At 33.6% G+C, this 25,050-nt stretch carries 15 protein-coding genes; 2 read left to right on the top strand and 13 right to left on the bottom strand.

Annotation, left to right across the window (positions count from 1 at the left end):
• Window positions 1-45 precede the first annotated feature (45 nt).
• On the bottom strand, window positions 46-1,599 hold the full coding sequence (gene amaB, locus AC1Q5Z_RS15360) for an L-piperidine-6-carboxylate dehydrogenase (RefSeq protein WP_492445733.1): 1,554 nt from the start codon (window positions 1,597-1,599) through the stop codon (window positions 46-48).
• 56 nt (window positions 1,600-1,655) lie between these two features.
• Entirely contained in the window at window positions 1,656-2,471 is an 816-nt protein-coding gene (locus AC1Q5Z_RS15355; protein ID WP_345159258.1) for a DUF1338 domain-containing protein, read from the bottom strand.
• A 188-nt stretch (window positions 2,472-2,659) separates the two neighbouring features.
• Between AC1Q5Z_RS15355 and AC1Q5Z_RS15350 the strand changes: the two genes are divergently transcribed.
• On the top strand, window positions 2,660-3,130 hold the full coding sequence (locus tag AC1Q5Z_RS15350) for an Lrp/AsnC family transcriptional regulator (RefSeq protein ID WP_198857282.1): 471 nt from the start codon (window positions 2,660-2,662) through the stop codon (window positions 3,128-3,130).
• A 109-nt stretch (window positions 3,131-3,239) separates the two neighbouring features.
• On the opposite strand, the gene AC1Q5Z_RS15345 is transcribed toward AC1Q5Z_RS15350, so the two are convergent.
• The 8 genes from AC1Q5Z_RS15345 to AC1Q5Z_RS15310 form a co-directional block, all read right to left on the bottom strand.
• Window positions 3,240-4,145, bottom strand: coding sequence for a carbohydrate kinase family protein (locus tag AC1Q5Z_RS15345; protein ID WP_492445731.1), 906 nt, complete (start codon window positions 4,143-4,145; stop codon window positions 3,240-3,242).
• A 25-nt stretch (window positions 4,146-4,170) separates the two neighbouring features.
• Window positions 4,171-5,727 (bottom strand): glycoside hydrolase domain-containing protein, encoded by a 1,557-nt coding sequence (locus AC1Q5Z_RS15340; RefSeq protein ID WP_492445730.1) that lies wholly within the window; start codon window positions 5,725-5,727, stop codon window positions 4,171-4,173.
• A 21-nt stretch (window positions 5,728-5,748) separates the two neighbouring features.
• Window positions 5,749-7,146 carry a DUF4960 domain-containing protein gene (locus AC1Q5Z_RS15335; protein ID WP_492445728.1) on the bottom strand — a complete coding sequence of 466 codons (1,398 nt, stop codon included), beginning with the start codon at window positions 7,144-7,146 and terminating at the stop codon, window positions 5,749-5,751.
• A 19-nt stretch (window positions 7,147-7,165) separates the two neighbouring features.
• A complete protein-coding gene (locus tag AC1Q5Z_RS15330) occupies window positions 7,166-8,857 on the bottom strand; it encodes a RagB/SusD family nutrient uptake outer membrane protein (RefSeq protein WP_343587084.1) in 1,692 nt (563 codons plus the stop codon).
• Between the two features lie 15 nt (window positions 8,858-8,872).
• Entirely contained in the window at window positions 8,873-11,977 is a 3,105-nt protein-coding gene (locus AC1Q5Z_RS15325; protein ID WP_492445726.1) for a SusC/RagA family TonB-linked outer membrane protein, read from the bottom strand.
• A 184-nt stretch (window positions 11,978-12,161) separates the two neighbouring features.
• Window positions 12,162-13,778: a glycoside hydrolase family 32 protein gene (locus AC1Q5Z_RS15320; RefSeq protein ID WP_343587087.1), complete on the bottom strand. Its 1,617-nt coding sequence runs from the start codon at window positions 13,776-13,778 to the stop codon at window positions 12,162-12,164.
• Entirely contained in the window at window positions 13,741-15,099 is a 1,359-nt protein-coding gene (locus AC1Q5Z_RS15315) for a sugar porter family MFS transporter (RefSeq protein WP_492445724.1), read from the bottom strand. The genes AC1Q5Z_RS15320 and AC1Q5Z_RS15315 overlap by 38 nt, the downstream gene beginning before the upstream one ends.
• Before the next feature lie 230 nt (window positions 15,100-15,329).
• Window positions 15,330-18,068 carry a substrate-binding domain-containing protein gene (locus tag AC1Q5Z_RS15310; protein WP_343587091.1) on the bottom strand — a complete coding sequence of 913 codons (2,739 nt, stop codon included), beginning with the start codon at window positions 18,066-18,068 and terminating at the stop codon, window positions 15,330-15,332.
• A gap of 324 nt (window positions 18,069-18,392) precedes the next feature.
• On the opposite strand from AC1Q5Z_RS15310, the gene AC1Q5Z_RS15305 reads away from it, so the two are divergent.
• Window positions 18,393-19,799 (top strand): alkaline phosphatase, encoded by a 1,407-nt coding sequence (locus AC1Q5Z_RS15305; protein WP_343587093.1) that lies wholly within the window; start codon window positions 18,393-18,395, stop codon window positions 19,797-19,799.
• Window positions 19,800-19,885: 86 nt separating this feature from the next.
• Here AC1Q5Z_RS15305 and AC1Q5Z_RS15300 read toward each other — a convergent pair whose 3' ends face one another.
• The 3 genes from AC1Q5Z_RS15300 to AC1Q5Z_RS15290 all read right to left on the bottom strand — a co-directional run bounded on the left by AC1Q5Z_RS15300 (window position 19,886) and on the right by AC1Q5Z_RS15290 (window position 24,705).
• A complete protein-coding gene (locus AC1Q5Z_RS15300) occupies window positions 19,886-20,386 on the bottom strand; it encodes a hypothetical protein (protein WP_343587096.1) in 501 nt (166 codons plus the stop codon).
• A gap of 165 nt (window positions 20,387-20,551) precedes the next feature.
• Window positions 20,552-21,406 (bottom strand): AraC family transcriptional regulator, encoded by an 855-nt coding sequence (locus tag AC1Q5Z_RS15295; RefSeq protein WP_289057502.1) that lies wholly within the window; start codon window positions 21,404-21,406, stop codon window positions 20,552-20,554.
• Between the two features lie 20 nt (window positions 21,407-21,426).
• Window positions 21,427-24,705: an AsmA family protein gene (locus AC1Q5Z_RS15290; protein ID WP_492445722.1), complete on the bottom strand. Its 3,279-nt coding sequence runs from the start codon at window positions 24,703-24,705 to the stop codon at window positions 21,427-21,429.
• Between the last annotated feature and the right edge of the window lie 345 nt (window positions 24,706-25,050).

Raw genomic sequence — 25,050 nt, 5'->3', positions numbered from 1 at the left:
TATTCTCTTTGGGGTGATTTTTTGTTAAGCTTTAATCTCTTTGGGCTACAAATCGAATTTTATTCCTTGCGCTAATGGCAAGCTCGTAGTATAATTGATTGTATTGGTTTGCCTTCTCATGTAAATTTTCCATGCATCAGATCCAGATTCACGTCCTCCACCAGTTTCCTTTTCTCCACCAAAAGCTCCACCAATTTCGGCACCAGATGTCCCGATGTTCACGTTTGCAATTCCACAATCAGAACCAGTAACAGATAAAAACAATTCTGCTTCTCTTAAATTATTTGTCATAATTGCAGAAGACAATCCTTGCACTACACCATTCTGGATTTCTATAGCATTTTCAACTGTTCCTGAATATTTTAATAGGTATAAAACAGGAGCGAAAGTTTCATGCTGTACAATTTCAAAAGTATTCTCTGCCTCTGCAATTGCAGGTTTTACATAACAGCCACTTTCATATCCTTCACCAGAAAGCACTCCGCCTTCAACAAGAATTTTACCTCCTTGTGTAACGACTTGTTTCAAAGCTTTCTCATACATTTCTACTGCTTGCGTATCAATCAGAGGACCAACATGATTTTTTTCATCTAAAGGATTTCCGATTCGCAATTGTTTGTATGCCGAGATAAGAGCATCTTTTACCTTATCGTAAATACTTTCGTGAATAATTAAACGACGTGTAGAAGTACATCTTTGTCCAGCTGTTCCAACTGCACCAAAAACGGCACCTATAATTGTCATTTTTAAATCGGCATCGGGCGTTACAATTATTGCATTATTTCCACCTAATTCAAGCAATGATTTTCCTAAACGCCCTGCGACTACCTGCGCAACAGTTTTACCCATTCGTGTAGATCCTGTAGCAGAAATTAACGGAATACGTTTGTCATTGGTTAACAGTTCTCCTATACTATAATTTCCGTTAACCAAACAAGAAATACCTTCTGGGAGATTGTTTTCTTTAATAACTTCAGCCATTATATTTTGACATGCAATTGCACAAAGCGGTGTTTTTTCAGATGGTTTCCAAACGCAAACATCACCACAAACCCATGCCAAAGCAGCATTCCAAGCCCAAACAGCCACTGGAAAATTAAATGCAGAAATAATCCCAACAACTCCCAAAGAATGATATTGTTCGTACATTCTATGTCCAGGTCTCTCTGAATGCATTGTCAATCCATGCAATTGACGCGAAAGTCCAACAGCAAAATCGCAGATGTCGATCATTTCCTGAACTTCTCCGTAACCTTCCTGCAATGATTTGCCCATCTCGTACGAAACCAATTTGCCCAACGCTTCTTTGTTTTTACGCAATTTTTCGCCAAACTGACGAACAATCTCACCTCGCTGTGGCGCTGGCATTAATCTGAATTCCTTAAAAGCAACACTCGCCACTTCCATTACTTTTTCGTAATCAGCGGGAGATGATGTTTTAATTTTCCCTATTAATTGACCATCAACAGGAGAATAGCTTTCTAAAATTTCTCCATCTGAAAAATTATTAAGCCCTGTTGAAGTTCCTTCGTTAACGTCTTTTATTTTTAATTCCTTTAAAGCTTCTTGTATTGTAGCTTTTAATTCTTCGATTTTCATTATGAACTTTTTGTTATGTTTATCTCAAAGTCTTTTTTCTTCTAAAAAACGATTATTTAAATCGATTTTTGAAGTTTTACATCAGTACTTTCAAAAATCTTATCTGCTGATGATGCTACAAAACCTTGATATAATTCTCCATTTGCCATAGGATAACGAAGGGCAAATTCATAATAACATGATGGCACTTTTAGTGTACCTTCTTTAAAATCTATATCGTACAAATCTGCTAATGTGCTAGATTGTTCTAATAATTGTTCTGGAGTTCCTTTAATTTTTCCGCCAGAAGCGTTAAGTTTCCAACCATTATCTTCTAAAAAGTTATTTAATTCTTCTAATGTTTGAAATCCTTTTAATGCATTTGTGTTTATAGTGAAATGATTTGCTCTAAAACCATAAACATACATCCATGCCGCATATTCAGATTCTTCTAGCAGCGATTTGTAAACCGCTTGTGAATTTCCATTCCAAACTGCTCCACTTAAAATCAAATTCGGATCATTAAATGCATTTTGATCACAGCTGTCTAAAAGTTGCTGCACTGTTTCTTGTAATTCTGCAGAACATTTTTCTAATTCCAATTCCGAAATAAAAATTCTAGGAGCGTCTTTATCCAAAGCATTTTCATAATGTTTAGCATACAGCTTTTTGGTTTCAAAATAATATTCGCCTTTTGCCTCATATCCTACATTTAGAAAAGCTTTTTCTAATACTTCGATGTTGATACGTTTATCGTTAAAAGTTCGAATTGCAATATGGTCATTTTTTATTTCTTCACCTTTCTCTTCTAACAACTCATGTATTTTCAGTGCCGATGGAGTTATATCGATATATTGCTCCCATAGCTTTGTAAGTAGTTGATTGTTCTTCATTTGTTGGTTTGTTAAATAGTGTTATAATGACACAAACATATCAATAATACTGTTATTATAACAGTCAATGAAGTCGATTATTTACAATTAGACATTTTTAACATTTTTTTATGTATTTTTGACACTTTAAAAACCAGTTTGACAATTAGAATTGTCAAAATTATAGAAAACACAAATTGACATAACTTATGGCAAAGCTCAATAAGAACGAAAATACTGATTATTTAGATCGAGAAATTATTCAAAAGCTCAGCGAGAACAGTAGAATTGCTTTTTCAGATTTAGCAAAAGAATTAAACATTTCTAATTCATTAGTCCATTTAAGAGTTAAAAAATTGCAAGAAAGTGGAGTAATAACAGGTTTTTCTGTGAAATTAGATCCTAAAATGATGGGGTTTGAAACCACAACTTATACTGGAATAGTGACCAAAGAAGCACATTTTTCGTATTCGATTGCGAACAAACTCAAAGAAATTCCTGAAGTGGTAGAATGCCATTGGGTTTCTGGAAATTATGCTTTGTTCATTAAGATTGTTGCAGCAAATAATGAGGAGCTCCGTAAAATCTTATATGAACAAATTCATCAAATTGAAGGAGTAGGAAGCACTGATTCTTTTTTCTCTTTTGGTTCTGCATTTGAAAAAAACCTGCCAATCTAAGCGATAAAACTTTATATAAATAAAAAGAGCAGTAAAAATACTGCTCTTTTAAAGTATTGAGTTCTTTGTTAATAAAATAATCTAGTTTCTTTAACTTCTATAAAAAAGACTAACTTTTAACTGTTGCCATTAAATCATTAATTCTTGAAGTAGAAATTTCGGGATTTGCACCAGGCGCCTCAGCAACAAGCGCTCCAACTGCACAGGCAAAATCAATTGAACTTTGAGGATCTCTACTATTTAATAGTGAAGTGATTAAGGCCGCTAAGAAAGAATCTCCTGCACCAACAGTATCTGCAACTTCAATTGGGTAACCTCCATTTTCATAGATTTTCCCTTTCCATAGCAGTAAAGCTCCATGTTTTCCTTTGGTAACACACATCGCTGTGGCTTTCGTTTTTTCTTCAATAAAAGCCATGTTTTCTTCCAAAGTTTTAAAAGGAGAATTCATCTTTTTTGCGATCTCAAGTAATTCTTCATCATTAAATTTAATAAAGTCGGCTGATTGAATAAGCTCTTCTAAGATTTGATAAGTATAATGCGGTTTTCTTAAATTCACATCAAATACTTTATAAACATCACTTTGAAGCAATTCTTCCAGAGCATTTCTCGAAACGGTGTCACGGCAAACCAAACTTCCGTAAATCAGCACATCTGCTTCTGCAACGGTAGTTTTTGCTAAATCATTCAAAACAATTTTATCCCAAGCTGCCGGATAATTTATTTCATACGTTGCCGATCCACGTTCATTTAATGTAACGTTGACCAAACCCGTTGGAAAATCTTCTGACACTACAATCGTATCTGTTTCAAGCCCAAGTTCTTTTATTTGACTTTTTATTGCCTTTCCATCTTCGTCATTTCCTACACAGCTTATCATGGCTACTTCGCAACCTAACGTTTTCATGCGCAAGGCTACATTCAATGGAGCTCCGCCAATCTTTTTTTCATTGGCAAAGACATCCCAAAGAACCTCTCCGTATGCCATCGCCTTAAGGTTTTTTCCCTTATTCATTCTAGAATTATTTTAATATTAGTTTTTATTCGGGCTGCGTTACCAGAAGGTTTGAAATTGTACTTGTTTGCCCTTCTGCAATTAAACCCCATTTATTTTTGTCTCTTCCATAAATGCGATTGGTGAGCGCTGCTTTTCCGTTGATATAAAAAACTACAACACTTCCTTCAGCAATTACTTCAACATCATATTTTGTATTTATCTGAAAAGCAAAAGGCAAGCTTGTTACTTCCTGTGAAGCCGAATTATAACCGCTTATTTTTCCATTAGCAATATCCAAAACTACTTTATAATAACTTCCTGTATCATTGGTATGAAAAACAAATCCGGCTGTTCCGTTAGCTTTCGCTAAAGTGATTTCGGCTTTTATTTTTACTTTCTTTCCAACACTTTTAAAAGTAACCATTGCTTTTTCTGTTTCTCCAGATAAAGAATAAGTTCCATTATTAGCTGTTGCATTTCCTGAAATAGCATCTACTTCTGCAGTAGCATTCTTTTTCGAAAATAAATCCTTAACCGATTTCGGTGATTGCGTTCCTAAAGTTCCATCTGAATTTTGAATCAATTCATGAATAACCATATTTCCAGCCCAATCCTTGTTTCCTAAATCATTTTCAGGTGTTTTTCTGGCATTCCATCCAAAAAAATATCTTTTATTTCCGTCAGAAGCTGTTTTTCCTGCATAAAAATATTCTCCGTCAATTCTGTCATTCTCAGGTTTTATCCATGGCCCATTGATTGATGATGAAATTCTGTAATGCGTTCCTTTGTTTCCGCTCCAATTCTCAGAAAAAATTAAATACCAATTGCTTCCCATTTTGAAAATATCCGCACATTCCATCATCAGATAATTATCTTCAGGAGTTGTGGTATAAATTGGAGCTTCAACATCCCATTTTCCCGATGCAGGATCTGCGCTTGTAAAATGTAACAAAACAGCTTTTCTTCCTGGTTCTGTCTGTGTGCTTACTAACATTGAATATTTTTTCAATTCATCATTATAAAACACGTGCGGATCTCTGAAATCATAGTTGTAATATCCTGCAGGAGCTGTAATTTTAAAAGACGGAACTTTTGTCCATTTTTTCAAGTCACTACTTGTTGCGCATAAAACACTTTCTCTGGCATTCGACTGCACAAAAGCCGGACTTTCATTGTGCCCTGTATAATAAAAATAATAGAGATTACCCACTTTGACAACTGATCCTGTGCCAATAGCAAAATCAGGTTCAAGCGTTGTACCATACGGAATGGTTTGACCTTCATAAGTAAAATGTGCCAAATCTGTGCTTTGGTATTCATGAATATCATGAAATCCTTTTCCAGCAGGTTTATTCTGTGCGTCATGCAAAAAATAAATATGAAATTTTCCGTTATCGAAAAAAGGCATAATATCTCCAGTATAACCTGCACTGTAATAAGGATCGGTTGTACCCATCCATTGCGCTGGCGGAACAGGAAAAACACTTGTAATTTCAGAATTCCCTCCTGAAATGGAACCTCCAATATAATTTTCATCCTGACTACACGAAGCAAGTGAAAAGAAAATAAAGGCAATTGTGATTATATTTCTATATTTCATTTTAATTAAATTCAAAGTGGATTATTTTGCTGCTAAATAATTGATACTGTTTTGTGTCAGCAGTTTAATGTTTGTGATAAACTCATTTGCCTGACTTGGCACTCCGCTGCTATTGGTTTCATTGTACCAATCATAAGCTCCCATAGAAATAACAATTACATTTTTATTTGTGCTTGTATTTGGAAATTCTGCAATTGTAACCCTTCCGTTAAGTTCATTATCCCACGCTTCACTTGCGAGATTTGTTCCTCCGGTTTGGTTTCTCCAACCTTCTCCATTATTGTATCCGCCCCATTCTGGTAAAAACCACCACGCTGTATGATTTAATCTGAAAGTTCCACTTTGCAGTAAATTGGCTTTTCCAGCTTCAAAAGTGGTTAGACCTTGGAAAATTGGATGACCTTCATGACCAACGAATGACATTCCCCATGAATTTCCGTCTACAAATCCGTTTGGAGGAAAGTCACCAAAAACATTATTTGGTCCTTTTCCTGACGGAACAATTCCTAAAGCATCAACATATTGTGAAGCAAATGAAGTCAACAACAGATTTCCTCCATTTGTTCTGAAATTTTTCAATGCATTTGTAACCGCAGGATTATAAGCTACAGAAGGTAAATTGGCAGCCGAATCAAAATGCCACCAAATGACGTCAATATCACTTAAATCGGCACCGTTTTGTATACTTTCGAAAGAAATATATTTAGCTCCTGGGAAGTTATCAAACAACCAGTTCGAAGCCATAACTTCATCCATATTTGTAATTCCTGATCTTGTAGCCGCAGTTCCTAAAAACGCCACAGTTAATCCTGTTACCGGAACTCCAACATTTGCGGTATAATTAACGCTTTTTCCGTTTGATGTTATTACAAAAGTAACTGCATTTGTAAAATCAACTGTTGCTCCTGAAGCAGGTGAAATCGTAACACCAGCAGTTGTTTCAATTACTGGTTTAAGCGCTGTTAAATCAGTATTTTCAGGAAGCGTCATATTAATGGTTTTGCTAATGTCGTTTACAGTCGCTGCAACTCCATTAATTGTAAAACTCTTAATTGGACTCAAAACGGTTGTAGTCACTGTATAATCTTTATATAAATTACCGTTAACCACTCTGAATTTTACCGGATTTGTAAAATTCATCGCCGAATTTAATTCCGGATTTGATGTCGCACCTTCTACAAAAACAACTTCCGGTTTTATAGCTGTTATGTCAGATCCGTAAGGCATTACAACAGTAATTTTTCCTGTTGTCTGATCAATGTTTCCTGAAACTCCATCCAATTTGAATGAAAGTACATTTGAAGGCGAACTCACATCAAATCCGCCAGTTTCAAAACTATTTTCGCAGGCAGTAATCATAAAAATCATTGCGAATACTATAGACACTTTGGTCCAATATTTATTTAAAGTTTTTTTCATATTGCTGATTTTTTAAAGATTAATAACCTGGATTCTGTTTATACAATCCCTGACTGAAATTAATTTGCTTCAACGGAATTGGGCAATATTCTTCTTTATGCGCATCAAAAAAGGCATCTTGATAATAGGTACGTTTTGTTTTTTCTTTTGCATAAAAATCATTCATAACCTGATCTGTAATTCCCCAACGAACAAGGTCAAAGAATCGGCTTCCTTCCATTGCCAATTCTAAACGACGTTCCCAACGCAACGCTTTACGGGCAAAATCCTGTGTCCAGTTGCAATTGCTTCCATCCACATAAGTATTGATTTTGAAGTTACTCACATATGGCAGTCTTCCTGTACTCTGCGCTGCTCTTTCTCTGATTTCATTAATCAACGGCAAAGCTTCAGATTGTCTTCCTAATTCAATCAAAGCTTCGGCACGCATCAAAATCACATCGGCATAACGAATCTGAATTCTGTTTTTAGAATTTCCGTAAAATGGGTCAATATTTACAACACAGCTGCAATTTGGTGCAACGTTTTCTTTTAAAGAAGCGTAATAACCATACGTTCCTGGAGAACGTACCCAAGCTTCAACATATAAAAATTCTGGATCATATTTATAAGGCAAGCCAGGCATTGCAACGGTATGATACAATCTAGGATCAACCGTATTTGCATCTATATTTTTGTAATCAAAATCTTCGTTGTTGTACGTATCAAATTCAGGCAAACCATTTGCTCCTGTTTTAAAAGCATTCACTAAATTTTGGCTTGGTTTATGAAAATCACAACAGCCTAAACCTTGTGGCGTAGAAAGAACATCCGAGAAATTTAATCTTCCGTATAAAGTTCCGTCGTTATCAGAAAACTGAATCGAGAAAATAGATTCAGGTCCGTTTTCGTAAGTTCCTGGTAAGAAGTTGTTGGCAAAGTCAGGTTCTAAAGAAGCTTTTCCAATTACTTTATCCGTTGCTGCAATTACTTCCTGCAAATGCTGCTGACTGATTCCTGTAACTTTAAATGTTTCATCCTGCGTATAAGCCTGATACAGTCTAGTTTTTGCCAAATAAGCATAAGCTGCTTTTTTATTGGCACGTCCAACTTCTGGTTGTGTGTCAGGCAAATTATCAGCCGCAGCTTGAAAATCTTCTGCAATTTTTTCCCAAAGTTCTTCATTTGAAAGTGCTTTGTTTGAAATCGTTTTATACTCTTCTACCGGAACATCTTCGGTAATATAAGGCACATTTCTGAACATGATTTTCAGCATAAAATAAAAATGTCCTCTTAAAAAACGCATTTCAGCCATACGTGTTTTCTTCAATGGATAATCAGCTTCTGAGATTTGCTCTAAAGCTTTCAACGCTTTATTGGCTCTTGAAACACCAACATAACTGATGTACCAGAAACTGTCCAACTCTCCAAAATCTGGACGGATATTATTTGAAACTTCAAAAAAGTGAAAATCCTGAATATCATTTGTCCCGCTTCCGCCTTTGTAGGCATCATCAGAACGAACATTTCCAAATGGCCATAAACTGTACGGAGAATCGTAATGATCATTTCCTAATTGAGCGTAAGCAGCATTCATAAATCCTTCAACATTCTCAGGCGTTACAATATCTTTTTCTGACAAAACGCCACGCGGATCATTTTCTAAAAAATCGGAACAGGAAGCGAAGAAACCTATCGCTAAAAATCCTGCCATATATATTATTTTTTTCATTTTTTTAATCTTTTATTATAAAGTAAAATTAAGACCTGCCGTAAAAGTTGTTGGCTGTGGATATCCAAAACCTGCATTTTCAGGATCAACTCCTGTGAAGCTTTTTGCATCAAGAATCAATAAATTTTGACCGCTGATGTACAGTCTGAAGCTTTCCATACTTAGCTTTTTCAATAGTTCTTTTGGCAAACTATATCCAAGTTGCAAAACTCTTAGTTTAAGGTAACTGCCATTTTCTACATAATAAGTCGAAAATCTAGATTCTGCATTTCTGTCAACCGTTGTCAAAGCCGGAATAGTTGAACTTGGATTGTCCAAAGACCAGGCATTCAGTAAACGAGTTCCTTTATTTGATCCTACGTCATCAACACTCCAAAAATCAGTTTGATATTTTGTGTTGTTAATCACGTCAACATCTGTTGCACCTTCCCAAAAAGTGGTAAAATCAAAGTTTTTATAAGACAAGTTTAAATTGATTCCGTACAGCAATCCTGGATTTGGGTTTCCAATCCATGTACGATCTTTATCTGTAATTACGCCATCGCCATTTAAATCTTTGTAACGAATTCTTCCAAGGCCTTTTCCTTCTTGAATAGCCGAATTATCAACCTGATCCTGACTTGTAAACAGGCCATCAGTAACGTAACCGTACATCGAATTTATTGGTCGTCCCAAGATATTATCGTTTAGACCATCGCCTCCATAATTGTTTTTAACTTCATCTGGTAATTTGGTCATTTTGTTTCTGTTAGCCGAAATATTGCCTGAAATATCATATTTCAATCCAAATGAAGTTTCGTCATGATATCCTAAAGAAAATTCCCAACCTCTGTTTTCCATAGAAGCTCCATTTACCCAACGGTTTCCACCTTCTCCTATAACTCCTAAGTACGGTGGCAATACCAAAATATCATCCGTTTTCTTGATATAATAATCTACAGAACCGCTTACTTTTTGTTTGAATAAACCAAAGTCCAAACCAATATTGGTCTGTGTCGTAGTTTCCCATTTCAAATCATCATTTCCTGATTGCGTTGCGATAAAACCAGACGGAAGCAATCCGTTTCCGTTTCCTGCAATATCGTAAGCAGTTCCGTAAGACGTTGCCCAAGTTGGGCTTCCGCCTGCGTAACTTGCAAGATAAAGCGAGTAAACTGCTGTATTGCTAATTTCTTGATTACCGGTTTGCCCCCAACCTGCTCTTAATTTTAAGTCAGAAAAAACAGGAGCATTGTTTTTAATGAAGTTTTCGTTGCTAATTCTCCATCCCGCTGAAACTGCCGGAAATGTTCCGAATTGATTGTTTTTTCCAAAACGAGAAGAACCATCACGACGAATAGTACCCGAAACCAAATAACGATTATCAAACTCGTAATCTGCTTTTCCAAAATAAGAAAGTAAAGAATATACAGTCGAAGTTCCGCTGGTAAAAGATTCTCCTGTTCCTGCATCTGGATACATATAATCTGGCGTTTCAATCAAAAAGTCATTTTTACGCAACGTGTTTGTATCATAAGTATCTTTATACATCTCCGTTCCCGCCATCAAATTCAGATTGCTTTTTCCAAAGTTTAAGCTATAAATTGCTGTATTCGTCCAAGTCCATTTATCACTAATTGACTGATCGATAGTTACAGAAGTCTGATCGTTTTGCAAATAACCCGATTTGTAACTTCTTTGCAGCGTACGTTTTTTATAAAAACCATAATCCATTCCGAAACTGGTTTTGATATGCAGATTTTTAATGATTTCCAAATCCGCATAAACGTTACCAAAAAGGCGCAAATAATCGTATTTGTTATCTTTATTATATTCTAAAAGACGAACAGGATTTTGTCTGTCGTTCATTCCTCCAACAGGACCTCCCCAACCTATTCCATCTACAGTGTGAACCGGAATAATTGGCAAAGCTCTAAGTGCAGGATCTAAAACGCCAGGATCTGTCACTTCGTTTGTACGGTTTAAACTGAAATTTTCTCCAATAACTAATTTCCCGTCAAAATATTTATACGAACTGTTCATTCTAGCCGAAATTCTTTCGAAATCAGTAGTTTTTACTACACCTTCGTTATCATAATAACCAAGCGAGAAAACATAATTTCCTTTATCTGATGCATTTGAAACAGACAAATCATAAGAATTGGCAACTCCGGTTTGAGAAATAGCATCATACCAATCTGTATTTGAAGCTTTAAGAGTTTGCTGTGCATCTAAATATTCTGGAACCAAAACTTTATTCAATTGCGGTTTATTATTATTTACCGACCAATCAAACTGATAGCGTAAATTATTGTTATTCGGATTTAAACCGTCGTTAATATTTGCTTGCCAAAGCGCCTGTCCAAATTGGTTTGCATTTAGAACATCTAACTTTCTTGAATAATCAGAAAAGGAAGCATAGGTGCTGAAATTGATTCTCATTTTGCCTTCTTTTCCTTTTTTGGTTGTAATGATAATCACACCGTTCGACGCTCGGGAACCATAAATACTTGCAGAAGAAGCATCTTTCAGAACCTGAATGGTTTCAATATCATTCGGATTTAGTTCATGCATTCCAGATTTTGTCGGCATTCCGTCAATAACATAAAGCGGATCTGTGTTATTCAAAGTTCCAACACCACGAATCACCACTTTGGTATTTCCGCCGCTTGGCGAACCATCCGACGATACCTTTACTCCAGCAATTCTTCCTTGTAAAGCTTTTATAGGGTTTGGTTCCGGCTGTTTCATGACTTCCTTCATGTTTACAACAGCAACCGCTCCTGTAATATCCGTTTTCTTTTGTTTTGAATATCCCGTTACAACAACTTCATTCAATTGATTGTTGTCAACTTTTAGCGTCACATTGACTGTTTTTTGCCCTTTAGCTGAAATCGATTGCGGGGCATATCCTATAAAAGAAACTACAAGTACAGCATCTGGAGCAACATTCGGCAAGGAAAAATTTCCGTCAAAGTCAGTTACTGAACTGGTATTGGTTCCTGAAATAATTACTGTCGCTCCAGGAAGCGGCATTCCGTCATCAGACGAAAACACCGTTCCTTTTATTCCGTTTTCCTGAGCCGTCATCATCAGCATCGGAAAGAAGAAAAATAGAAAATAAATAATCTTACTTTTCATAAATTAATGGTTTTGGTTATATTTAATTGGTTAATTACGTAGTTAGTATTTCGAATGCCAATTTTAAGTGGCCGATCTATTTCAGAATAAAGCATAAAAGGTCAGAAAGGAATAATCTTTCGAATGTTTTCAAGCTTTAGCAATCATTTCTTCACTAAAGAAAAAGTGCTTTTGCTATTCTTTTTTAATGACTTTTAGAAAAATTTAGTTCTTGAATTTTAAAATTGTTTATCTCTATTTTTTCTTTCGAAGAAATAGATAAAGCTGAGAATGGTTTATTTAGAAAAAAGATTTCAGTCATCACTTTTTCGCCATTGTTATAAAAAATTTCAATTGAAGTTTTATCCAAAATAATTTTAAAAGCGGCACTTTTTTGGCTTCCTTCCAAAAACACCTTACTCATGGTTGAAGCAAACTTATCAGAGAAATCAACTTTACCGGCTTTAGAACGATCTATGAATAGAAAATTCTCTTTGTTATTGAGTCCAAAACTTAAAGATTCGCCATCTAAATTAGAAAGTGTAAAAGTGTAATCGCACTGTTTTAATTTTTTTAAATCTAAGCTAATAATGCTTTTAGTCAAATCATTAAAACCATCTTTAACCAATGTTAAATTTCCTTTTCCGTTTAAACTCTTTGCACTAATAGTTTCAGCAACATAATTATTTAGTTCTCGTACTGGCATACTAACCAAATTATAATTGCCCTCTTTTTTAACCAGTTTCAATTCGCGCGGAATTGTAGTACTACTTCTCCAAGTTGTTGTTGGAACTTGCTGTGCATATTCCCAATTTGACATCCATCCGATAAATAATCGTCTTCCATCTGAGCTTGGAACGTTATTCCAAGTTACTCCGGCATAATTATCTTTTCCATAATCTGCCCAAACTGCTTTTTCGTTATTTACTCTTTCCGCAAAACTTTGATCCATCGTGAAAGTTTTTCCGTCAAAATCTCCAACAAAATATTGAACTCCAGAACCTCCGTTTGGCCCGCCTGGATTAAGATTTACGATTAAAACCCATTTGGTTTCTTTTGTTCCTTCTACTTTTATTTCGAAGAAATCGGGACATTCCCAAACACCGCCATGAGCACCAATATTTTTTCCAAATTCAGATGCAAATTCCCAGTTTTTTAGATTCGCTGATTTGTAAAAATGAATTCGATCCTGTGCTGCCAAAGCCATAATCCATTGTTTATGCGTTTCATCCCAAGATACTTTTGGATCTCTAAAATCTCTAATTCCAGGATTTTTCACGACAGGATTTCCTTCCTCAAATTTCTGCCATGTAAAACCATTATCATTAGAAAAAGCAATATCCTGATGTTCCACATCAATTTTACCTTCTTTCTCCTTTGTCATATCATGCAAAGTATAAATGGCAACAATTGGTGCTGTATTTCCAGTTCCTAATCCAGATGTATTGTGCGTGTCAACAACAGCACTTCCTGAAAATATATATTTGTCTTTATCTGGGTAAAGCGCAATTGGCTGTTCTTCCCATTTAATTAAATCTTTAGAAATGGCATGTCCCCAATGCATTGGTCCCCATGTATTTCCGTCAGGATAATGCTGGTAGAATAAATGATAATATCCATTGGCGAAAAACATTCCGTTAGGATCGTTCATCCAGCCTTTTTTTGGCGTAAAATGAAAATTTGGTCGATACATTTGTTCTTCCGCTGTGTTCGATACAGTTACGGCAGCAGTTTGTGCAGTTGCAGAAGACGGTTTTAATCCTACTATCGACAGTAAGGCAGCACTATAAAGAGCTAACGGCAGATGTTTCTTTGATTTCATTTTTGTGGTTATTTTTTTTAGTTAGTGTTTCGCTTAAAGCTTCTAAAGAGATTCCTTTTGTTTCCGGCATCAGAAAAATTACAAATAACAATTGTAAAACCATCATTAAAGTAAAAATAAGGAATACAACTTCGGGTCCGATTTCTGAAAATAACATTGGAATTAAAGACGGAATAATCGCAGCCAAAACCCAATGTACTGAACTTCCAAATGCTTGTCCAGATGCTCGAATATGATTTGGAAATATTTCTGAAATAAAAACCCAAATTACCGCGCCCTGACCAATTGCATGTGAAGCAATAAAAAGGAAAAGGAAAATAGGAACTGATAAACCTCCCCAATTGTAATAGAAAGAAGCCGATACTAGTCCGAGTGAAATAATATATCCAACAGAACCAATGTACATTAACAACTTTCTTCCTAATTTGTCAATTAATGCTACACCAATTAAGGTGAAAATAAGATTTGTAACTCCAATTCCGATACTGCTTAACAACGCTGTATTTTGTCCTAAACCGGCTTCTTCAAAAATTCTTGGCGCATAATATAGAAATGCATTAATTCCAGAAAACTGATTGAAAAAGGCAATTAAAAAAGCCAGAATCAATGGGAAACGGTACTTCTTCATGAAAATATTTTCGTGTTTGGTAACACCGTTTTCACGGGAATCGTCCAGCAAATCTGAAATATTTGCTGACGGATCAATAGTATATAACACTTTACGGGCTTCTTCGTCACGATTTTTAGATAAAAGCCATCTCGGACTTTCCGGAATTGACAAAATAAACAGAATATAAATTAGAGAAGGAATTGCCTGAACTCCAATCATCCATCTCCAGGCATTTTCGCCAATATCTTTTAAAAAGTAATTAGAGATAAAAGCAATTAAAATTCCTAATACAATATTAAACTGATACAAAGCAACCAATCTTCCGCGTTTCTCTGCCGGAGCAATTTCTGACACATAAGCCGGAGCAGCAATAGTAGAAGCACCAACTCCTAAACCGCCAATAAATCTAAAAGCAGCAAATACAAATGGATTATTTGCAAAGGCAGCACCAATTGCTGAAGCGAAATATAAAATACCAATCCAGAACAGCGTTTTTTTACGTCCTATTTTATTAGTTGGGATTCCTCCAAAAATAGCGCCAACTACAGTTCCCCATAAAGCCATTGCCATAACAACTGAACCATGAAAGGCATCTGACGAGTGCCACAGAAGCTGTAATTGTTTATCAGCTCCAGAAATAACTACGGTATCAAAACCGAAAAGAAAACCTGCCAGTGCAGCAGTAACAGACCAAATCAATATCTTATTCATTGTACATGTATTAAAAACTTGTTGCTAAGATATCTGCAAAAAAATCAACTTATTTTTAATGATGTTACAATTTATTTCTATAAATATTGATAGTTTAGCACTTTAAGCTCAAAACCTTTATTTACAAGGTTTTACGTAAATTAAAAATCTTTTACGAAAACCTTGTAGTTTCGATTTTGTTACATCACCTTCAAAATTGATACTTTAAAAGAAACAATTTCAAAGACAAATTAGCTGGACGTTTTATATTCTTTAGGAGAAATTCCAAATTTATTCTTAAAAGCTGTAGAAAAATAGTTTGGAGAAGAGAAACCTAATGAGTACGCAATTTCAGAAATATTCATTTCATTTGACTTCAAAAGCTCTGCTGCTTTCTCTAATTTGACATTATTAATATGGTCACTAATATTAATTCCTATTATGGCTTTCACTTTTCTATATAGCTGAACTCTAGAAACGCCTAATTTGTCTGCCAATTCTTCAACAGAAAATTTAGGATTCTCAACATTTGTCATAATAATGCTATTCATTTTGGTAATGAAAGTTTGTTCTTGGTTTCCAAATTTAGATTCAGGTTCTACACGATATATATTATTGGTATAATAATAACGTAATTTTTCTCGGTTGAAAAGCAGACTCAAAATAGACTGTTTCAAAATTGAAAGACTAAATGGTTTAGTCAAATAGAGATCGACACCGCTTTGTAATCCTTTTAAAACAGCTTCTTTATTGCTTTGCGCCGTTAAAATAATAATAGGAATATGTGAGGAACGAAGATCTTTTTTTAATTCTTTGCTAATTTCGTAACCATCTTTATCCACTAGATTAATATCACAAATAATGATATCGGGAATAATTTCTAAAGCTTTTTCTATAGCATCACTCCCATCAGAAATATTTACAATATATTCATTAGATAATTTAGCTTTTAAGAAAGTTACCAAATCGGCATTATCTTCTATAATTAAAAGTGAATGCTTCTCAGAATCTGCAATTGCATTTAAATCTTTTAATTCTGATTCTAGTTCCAAATTATCAGTAATCAGATTTGGAATACTACTTAAATTTTCTACTTTTTGAATAATTTCTGAAGGCTGCAAATGCTCATTCCCTTTCAAAAGCGTTATTATAAATTCGCTGCCTTGTTTTGATTTCAATTCAATATTTCCTTTATGCAAAAGCACAAATTCTTTCGATAAATGCAAACCAATTCCCGAACTGTTTTTATTATTATTTGATGCTCTAAAAAATGGATTAAAAACATTTGACAATTCATTTTCGGGAATTCCAATTCCAGAATCTTTAAAATGGATTTTAACTGAATTATCAGATGATTCAATAATCGAAATCGTAATTTTTCCGTTATCTGGCGTAAATTTAAAAGCGTTTGACAATAGATTGAAATACACTTTATCCATCAAATTTCGATCAATAAAAAGATCAAGACTTTTGTTTTTGCAAATCAATTGAAAATCAATATTTCTGCGCGCAGCTTCACCTTTGAAATTAAGCATGACTTCATTAGTAAAATCATAAATCTTAGTATTGGAAGCTCTTAAAGTAAATTTTTGCTCTTCAATTTTTCTGAAATCTAATAATTGATTAATTAATCGCAATAAGCGGTTAGAATTTTTATGGATTAATTTAACTTCGTCAATCAATGCAGTTCCTTTAATTTTATCATTTTCTATTAAAGATTCCACATAACTCATTATTAAAGTGATAGGAGTTTTAAACTCGTGTGAAAGTCCTGTAAAAAAACTCAATTTTGCAGCATTACTTTTAGCCGCAAGTTTTGCCATTTCCTGAATTTCACTATTCTGATGAATAACAGTTTGGTTAATTTTCTCCAGCTGTTTCTTTTTCTTAGAAATCGAAATCGTAGAATAAATGCTATAAATGGTTAAGCTTAAAATAATTACAAGAAAGAAACTCAGTAAACGAACCAAATTGTTTTGTGAAGCATATTCTTTTTCCTGTACTTTAATGGCCTCTTGCTGCGATTCTATTACAACTTGCTGCTGATCTACTTTATCCATTTGGTTTTCGATAATTTCTGCATTATTTTTATCGATAACAATAGTATTTAATATGTTGTTTTTGGAAATAGATTCTTTGTTGTAAATTTTCAATGCTAGTTTTAAAGCCTCATTTCCTCCAGTAGGATATAAAATTGTTCCATCTAGAACACCATTTTTTACCAATTCAATTCCGCCATTTACACTGTTTAATGCATCAACACCAATAAACTTAATTTTATTTTCTAATCCTAAAGTTTTGGCAGTTTCCCAGGCGCTCAAAGCCATTCGGTCATTATGCGCAAAAATATATTCAACGTCGGGATTTTGCTGAAGAGCAATCTTTAATGGCTCTTTCACAGACTCTTTTTCCCAATCTCCTTGAATGGTTTTAACAATGCTAAAACGTTTATTTTCATTGATAATCTGATTAAAACCAAGCGATCTTTCATAGGCTGGCGAAGACCCATTTGCTCCTGTAATTTCGATAATTTTACCAGTACCTTTGCTGTGCGAAATAATATAACGAGCGCCAATTCGACCAATTTCTATATTATCGGCACCTAAATAAGCTGTATAATTTTCTCCCTCAATTTTTCGGTCGACAACCAAAACGGGAATTCCAGCTTTGATTGATTTTTCTACAACAGCTGTCAATGGTTTAGATTGAATAGGAGAAACAATTATAACATCAACTTTATTAGAAATAAATTTTTCAATGTCTTCTATCTGTTTATTGACATTGTTATTGGCATCTTTAATTGTCAAATCGACTTCTGGTCTCAGCGACGCTTCAATTTTAATAGAACTATTCATTTGTTTTCGCCAATCATCGGTTGTCATGGCCTGCGAAAAACCAACTTTAATCTTATTTCCTTGTTTTTCTTTACAAGAAATTAAACTTAATGATACTGCAAAAGCCAGTACAATATATTTTATAAATTGATACATGTGGTAATGAGGTTTTGTAAATAGTGTAAGTTTTGAAAATAGCCTTCTGAACCAACAGCTTGCCAATATAGTTAGGAAGGAAATATATTAGGTGGCAAACAAGAAGGATATTATAAAAAAGTAAAATTAAACTTTTATTTCATCTTGACAAATTACACTAATTATTTATAATCAAAAACCCGTAAACAACTAAACATCAAAACATTTAACAATAAAACTCGCATGTTAAAAATTATGTTTATCAAAACAAAACAATTATTTAACGCATCAAAGTTGCATTAAATAAAGAAATACTTTTAATTTACTTCTTCTAATTAAAGCACAATGAACAGACGCAAATTTTTAAAAGGCTCATCAGTTTTGGCAGGACTATTTACTCTTAGTCCTTCCGTTATCTTATCAAATGATTTAGGAGCGATAAATAAAAAAGGAAAAAAAGCAAAAAACATCATTTTTCTTATAAGTGACGGAATGAGCACCGGAACGTTACAAATGGCCAATCTTTACTCTCAAAATATTTTGGGGAAAAATGGAAATTGGATGAACCTTTATAAAGAGAATAAAGTTTCGAGAGCTTTAATGGATACCGCATCTGCAAGTTCTGCAGTAACCGATTCTGCTGCTGCAAGTTCATCTTTTGGAGGTGGACATCGCGTTAAAAACGGTGTGCTGAATATTGGTCCGAATGGAGAGAAGTATCTTCCAATCTGGCAGAAATTTAAGAATGCTGGAAAAAAAGCAGGCTGCGTTACTACAGTTACCATTACTCATGCAACTCCTGCTGGTTTTTGTGTGAATTCTGATAGCAGAAATGCTGAAAATGAAATTGCAGAAATGTATGCCAATCTTGGACTGGATGTAATGATGGGAGGCGGCGATGAGTTTTTTAATCCTTCTAAAAGAGCTGATAAAAAAGATGTTTATAAAATTTACGAACAAAAAGGATATCAGGTATTAAAACAAAAATCAGATTTAGAGAATATTAAAAAAGGTGAAAAAACATTAGGCGTTTTTAATTCTGGTGCACTTCCGTACACGATTGACAGAAATAATATTGAGGCTCTACAACAAACGCCTACTCTTGCCGAAATGAGTGCGGCAGCTATTGACCAAATGAAAGATCATAAAAATGGTTTTGTATTGATGATTGAAGGCGGAAAAGTAGATTGGGCTGCACATGCAAATGATATTGCAGCTTTAATTCATGATCAGCTTGCTTTTGATGAAGCAGTTAAAACTGCAATTGATTTTGCTGAAAAAGATAAAGAAACGCTTGTAATTATAACAACCGATCACGGAAATGCAAATCCAGGTCTTATATATGGCGCTGATGCAACCAAAAATTTCAATAGTATTGCAGATTATAAATACACCAACGAATATATTTTAAACGCTATTCATGCAGATTTTAATTTGCAGCAAGTTAAAGATTGGATAAAAGAAACTAATAAAATCAGTCTTACAGATGATGAAGCTAAACATTTATTGAATTTCTATTCTGGATTAGAAAAGCAGGAAGATGGCTTATACAATTACAAAAAACTGCCTTTTAAAGCTTACTCTGAAATTCAGAAAAAGCATAATAATGTGGGATGGATTAGTATGGACCATTCGGGAGATTATGTCGAATTGGCAATGTTTGGCCCAGGTAGCGAATTATTAAAGCCTTTTGTGCAAAACATAGATCTTCATTATTTGATGCTACAAGCATCTATTGAAAAAGAAGATTAAACTTTTTTTTGAAAACAATCTAATCTTCAAACAATAAACAGACCTTCAATTAAATTGAAGGTCTGTTCTATTTTAAGACAAAGGTTTCACGAATTAAAATCCTGCTTTTCATTGATTAGCTTTTGCTTTTTAAACTGATAAATTGAACCTGCAACAAATAGTACTAATAAAACAAGAAGCGTATTGCTTATTATTGGGTCTTTTATATCCTTAGCCAATGGATGACTTAATGGAATTCTTGTAAAAGTTTCATTAACTGTAGGAACTAGAGACAGAAAAAAACTAAAAGACAACCAAAAGTTTTCAAAATAGCGAGCTCTTCTACTATTTTTTCTCTTAGAATTCAGAAAATAAGCTGCTAAAACAAGAATAATTATAAAAATAGAAAAGACATGTCCAGGATTAAATCCACCATGTTTTGATATGCCTAATGATGTCAGTGAAGTAACAATTGTCCCGTAAAAATATATTTTACCAGATGATTTGTTTATATTGATTTTACCATATTTGATAAAATCTGCTATTGCTGCAATGATCGCTGCAACACCTATAATTGTATGAAAAATTCCTAAGCTTGATAATCCCATTTTTTATTGATTTAGATTGTTTGAAAATACACAGCAAACTTCGGATAAATCAAAGAAAATGGTTTTGTCGATTTGTTCAATTATTTGTCAATTTAGTTCACAAAAAAGCATCCAAAAGAATGTATCTTAAGGATGCTTAAAAGAATATGTAAAACCATTTTTTAATTATTCATTGTCCTTTTTCTGGCGGAAATTTGTTGGACTTATATTGTATTTACTTGTAAAGCTTTTGGTAAAATTGGCCAGATCATTAAAACCGCAATCAAACGCTATTTCTGTAATACGCTGATCTGAAACTTGCAGTAACTGAGCTGCTTTCTCGAGCTTTTTAACCTTAATGTAATTTGCCGGCGTATCGTTGTATATTTTTGCAAATTCACGTTTGAATGATGAAACGCTCAAATTGTTCAATTGTGCTAATTCCTCAATAGTTAGCTGCGAAAACAAATTTGCTTCTATAATTTGTTTGAAAGTATAAGTTGTAGGAGAAAAAAGTTGCGACAATATCACTTGTATTGATTCTGAATTTTGTGTTTGTGATAACAGCAGAATAATCTCTTTTAATTTTAAAATCAGAATATCTTCATTGATAAGAGAAGGATTTTCAAAATAAAACAGTAATCCTTCGATGTATTTCTGGATTAGAAAATCATTGTTTATTTTTTCACTAGATTTATTCGAGATTACGTTTAGAGGCCTCTGTAAAAGCTGCGGAAGATCTCTGTCGTATATCTTTTTTAATATCTCTGGATAAAAAGTGACAATTACAATTTCACAATTATTTTTTGACTTTGAATTATGAATCTGCTTTCCAGAATTTATACAGTTCAGTAATAATGAATAATTGGCGGTAATGTTTATTTGTTGGTCATCAATTTGATATTCAACATCTCCGCCTTTTACATATAAAAAACAGGCCTGTTCTGTAACAGGAAAATCAAAATGAAACGGTGGTGCTAATTCAATTTTCTGAATCAATGTCTTGCCGTACAAATCGTGTTTTTTATAGTCGTTTACCATAATTTTTATTTATTTTACCACTATTTTGATTTAAGCGTATCTTTTACTCTACCCCCTTCACGACGAGGTAATCTTGTACTATCACTTTCTCTTGATCGTCTTGTTTCTGGCTGTAAATTGTTTAATTCGCTTTCTTCTGCAAAAGTTGTATCTTCTTTAAATTTACCTGTAGAAATTTCAAAATCATCTGCAGTTCCCGTAATTTTCATCGGAATGTTAATAAGCCCCATTGGCGGAAGACCTAAACGGAATCCAACATTAATTTTACCATCCATTGTAACTTGCCCTTCGAGTTTTCCTCTAAAACCTGCCATTTTCATAGTTGTAGGCGTAATCGTCATTACATTATTTTTTATGGCCGAATGAATGGCAATTTTATTAAATGACGCTTTTTCTAAATCTGCCGCATCAGCTTTTTTAGCTACATGATTTAAAAGTTTAAAATTTTTGAATTTAATGTCTTCCAAAGTCAAAGTTCCTTCACCTTCAATAGATTTAAAATCAATATCCATATTCTGATCTATACTTCCTCCAAGCTGATAATCGACTGATACTAATCCGTAGGCATCTTTAGCCATACTGACCAATTCGGCAAAGATTGGAATTTCTGCATAAGCACGCTGAATATCAAAATTACTGGCTTTAAAATTTGCATTATATTTTGCTAAACGTCTATGTTGCGCTTTATAATCTCCTGTCATTGCGATTTTGGTTCCAGCCATATTAAAAGCGGCTTCTGTTACCTGAACTTTTCGATCATTAACCACAAGTGTTCCAACAAAATCTTTAATTTTATATGTATCAAATTGAAGATTATTAACTTTTGCTGAGATTTTCAAATCGGCAGTGCTTGGAATTCTAATTACGTAGTTTTTGTTTTTATCAGTACTGGTTTTACTATTTGCATTTACAGCTGTAGAATCTGTTTTCTGCATTGTTTCTTCTTCCGCTTTCTGGTCTGTATATTTGGCAATCATATCAAAAAACTCGTTAGCATTAATCTGTTCGCTTGATAAATTAATATCTGCTTTAAGCTTTTCGTTAGCTTGACGTAAATATTTTCTATTAAAAAGATATCGCAATACGTTGTGGATATAACCATTTAATACCACATCAGATTTACCATACGTAAGATTGAATTCTTCAAAACGCATTTTATCCTTAAAGAACTTAAATGTTCCTTTAGAGATCTCAAAAGGTTCTGGAAACAGGGTGCTTTTAATTACCAAATTTTTAGCTTCTAGCTTGCCTCCATTTTTAATATTGTCGTAATTTTTGGCATCTATATCTTTTTTAGAACCTTTGGCAATAAGATTGGTCTGGATAATTCCTGAAATGCTCATATCTTTTACAGGAAAAATCTGCGTTAATTTACCAACATCTAATGTTCCTTGAGTTTTGATGTTATAAACCAAATCATATAGATTAGTTACCTCACCCTGAACTTTAAAAGGTGATCCTGCTAATACAAATTCGGCAGGCTGTAATTTCACATTTAAGTCTTCTCCAGTTCCTTTTTCACTTGTTACAGCTGCGCTTATGTTTATATTTTCGACAGGTATTTTTGGGAATTTAAGTGATTTTAAATATCCATTTTTAATATTTATCACTGTTTTTGATGATGGATATTTTTTCTGCTTACGGTTTAAAACTCCGTGCATACTCACTTTTAAATTTAAATCTCCTTTGACTTCTAAACTGTCTAAAGGATAGAATTTATGTATTTGCGCTAAATCAATTTTAGATTCTAATTCTGTATCTACTGTAAAAGGATATAATTTATGAAGTTCAAAACGTCCTCGGACAAAATTATCGAGAGCTTCTGCATTCAAATTGGTTATTTTACCCGAAACATTACGCAAAATACTGTCTTTGGCAGTTAAAATAAGATTTAGATTTATATTTTTGATTGCATCTGGTTTCTTTATATTTTTAATATATCCGTTTTTTAAGCTTGCATTAAATTCAAACTTTGGAATACTTTTAATTATAGTATCTATCTTGTTTAAACGCGGGCTAAAACCTAAATCTCTTAAAAACACGCCATCGGCTTTTAAATCCAAAGCAATATCGCCGCGAATATCATTATCATTCAGATTTAGGGCATCTTTTAATTTTGCCAAATCTAAATCGGCTTTTATAAGGGTTTTAATTTTCAGCTTTTTGAAACCTTCCGAATGAAAATTAACTGTCGTTTTCTTTTTATCCAAATTAAAGGATAGGTTATCTAAATCGAATTTTAATTTATTAATATCTAAATCCTTAACCTCAGCTTTTGCTGCTATATTGATATCTTTTAATGGCTCTTTAATTTTTTTATATGCTATGGCGCCATTATTAATTTGCAAATCAGCTGAAACGATTGGTTTTTCTGATTGATCCTGCATGTATTTTCCTTTGGCAAATATTCTAAAATCTATATTGCCAGTAATTGTCATTTGTTCGCGCCACTTATCATAAACTGGAGGCACGAGCGATAGCATTTCTTCTAATGTAGAATTTTTAGACTGCATGCGCAGATCAAAATCATATCCTCCTTTTATAAATGCAAAATAGCCATTAAATGAAAATGGAAAATTTTTAATGCGAATAACATTTCGCTCAAACTTAAATTTAAGTGCTTTAGCATCAATGTAAGTTGTAATTTCGGCATTAACCGGTTTACTGCGCACATAATCAACGCCATTTAAGCTAAAATCGAATGATTTTATTTTTACGTTAGAATCAAGATCAAATAATTCTGCACTTAAATCTCCTGTTCCTTTATAACTAAGATCCTGAACCTTAAACTTTAACAATGCACTTTTATCATTGTAGGATATGTTGGTTTGTTTTATTACAACCCGTTTGATATTAAATTCTGTTTGGGTGGTATCTGCAGAATTAGAAGGTTTTACAATATTAAAATTGGCATTTCCTTTAGAATCTATTTCAAGGTTAAGATCGGCCTCGTCGAGATACACTGCATCCAAAACGATCTTTCCTTTTAATAAGCTGTAAAAATTCAATCCAGCTGACACTCTTCCTGCTTTTACAATTCTTGCGGTATTAAAGTGTTTCTTTTTGCTGTCTATACTGACATTTTTAGCATAAATGGTTAATGCCGGAAAATGTTTAAAAACTGACAATCCAATCTGGTCAAAACGTACTGTTGCATCCAGTTTTTCATTGGCTAAATTTTCTAATTTATTTGTTATTTCATCTTTGAAGACATACGGAACAATTGTTAGTACAATTATGAAAAGTAGAAATAGGGTTGTAATGGTAATTGCAGTTTTCTTTAAGAACTTCCTTGTCATTTTTTTCTAAAGATATCGTTTTAAGGTTTTAAAAATATAGATTTAAAGGCCAAGAAAAAATCTTGATTACGATATTAACTCAAAAATAACAATTATAAATTTTATTGGTATTTGAAATCGCTATTCAATAGAAAATTTAAATTAGATGCAGACCAACTAAAACCTCAACAAAAAATAAACACAAAAAAAAGAGCTAAGATAATTTCATGAACATCTTAACTCTTTTTGTTATTTCTTGTTTTGTTTTCTTTGGCACTTTATAATTTCCTTATGCAACAATTGATTTCATCTTATTAAAAAGAAGCAAATACAAATAATTGGCAAAACATAAAGTCTAAAACATCA

Source organism: Flavobacterium sp. GW823-FHT06G12 (assembly GCF_058794775.1).
The sequence above is the reverse complement of the archived record's forward strand: the minus strand, read 5'-3'. Positions and strand labels throughout refer to the sequence as shown.

Bases quoted from the DNA above. Each gene is read 5' to 3' on its own strand.
- AC1Q5Z_RS15305 (WP_343587093.1), top strand. From the start codon at position 18,393: ATGAACAGACGCAAATTTTTAAAAGGCTCATCAGTTTTGGCAGGACTA.
- AC1Q5Z_RS15340 (WP_492445730.1), bottom strand. From the start codon at position 5,727: ATGAAATATAGAAATATAATCACAATTGCCTTTATTTTCTTTTCACTT.
- AC1Q5Z_RS15315 (WP_492445724.1), bottom strand. From the start codon at position 15,099: ATGAATAAGATATTGATTTGGTCTGTTACTGCTGCACTGGCAGGTTTT.
- AC1Q5Z_RS15325 (WP_492445726.1), bottom strand. From the start codon at position 11,977: ATGAAAAGTAAGATTATTTATTTTCTATTTTTCTTCTTTCCGATGCTG.
- AC1Q5Z_RS15320 (WP_343587087.1), bottom strand. From the start codon at position 13,778: ATGAAATCAAAGAAACATCTGCCGTTAGCTCTTTATAGTGCTGCCTTA.
- AC1Q5Z_RS15345 (WP_492445731.1), bottom strand. From the start codon at position 4,145: ATGAATAAGGGAAAAAACCTTAAGGCGATGGCATACGGAGAGGTTCTT.
- AC1Q5Z_RS15290 (WP_492445722.1), bottom strand. From the start codon at position 24,705: ATGACAAGGAAGTTCTTAAAGAAAACTGCAATTACCATTACAACCCTA.
- AC1Q5Z_RS15310 (WP_343587091.1), bottom strand. From the start codon at position 18,068: ATGTATCAATTTATAAAATATATTGTACTGGCTTTTGCAGTATCATTA.
- amaB (WP_492445733.1), bottom strand. From the start codon at position 1,599: ATGAAAATCGAAGAATTAAAAGCTACAATACAAGAAGCTTTAAAGGAA.
- AC1Q5Z_RS15350 (WP_198857282.1), top strand. From the start codon at position 2,660: ATGGCAAAGCTCAATAAGAACGAAAATACTGATTATTTAGATCGAGAA.
- AC1Q5Z_RS15300 (WP_343587096.1), bottom strand. From the start codon at position 20,386: ATGGGATTATCAAGCTTAGGAATTTTTCATACAATTATAGGTGTTGCA.
- AC1Q5Z_RS15355 (WP_345159258.1), bottom strand. From the start codon at position 2,471: ATGAAGAACAATCAACTACTTACAAAGCTATGGGAGCAATATATCGAT.
- AC1Q5Z_RS15330 (WP_343587084.1), bottom strand. From the start codon at position 8,857: ATGAAAAAAATAATATATATGGCAGGATTTTTAGCGATAGGTTTCTTC.
- AC1Q5Z_RS15295 (WP_289057502.1), bottom strand. From the start codon at position 21,406: ATGGTAAACGACTATAAAAAACACGATTTGTACGGCAAGACATTGATT.
- AC1Q5Z_RS15335 (WP_492445728.1), bottom strand. From the start codon at position 7,146: ATGAAAAAAACTTTAAATAAATATTGGACCAAAGTGTCTATAGTATTC.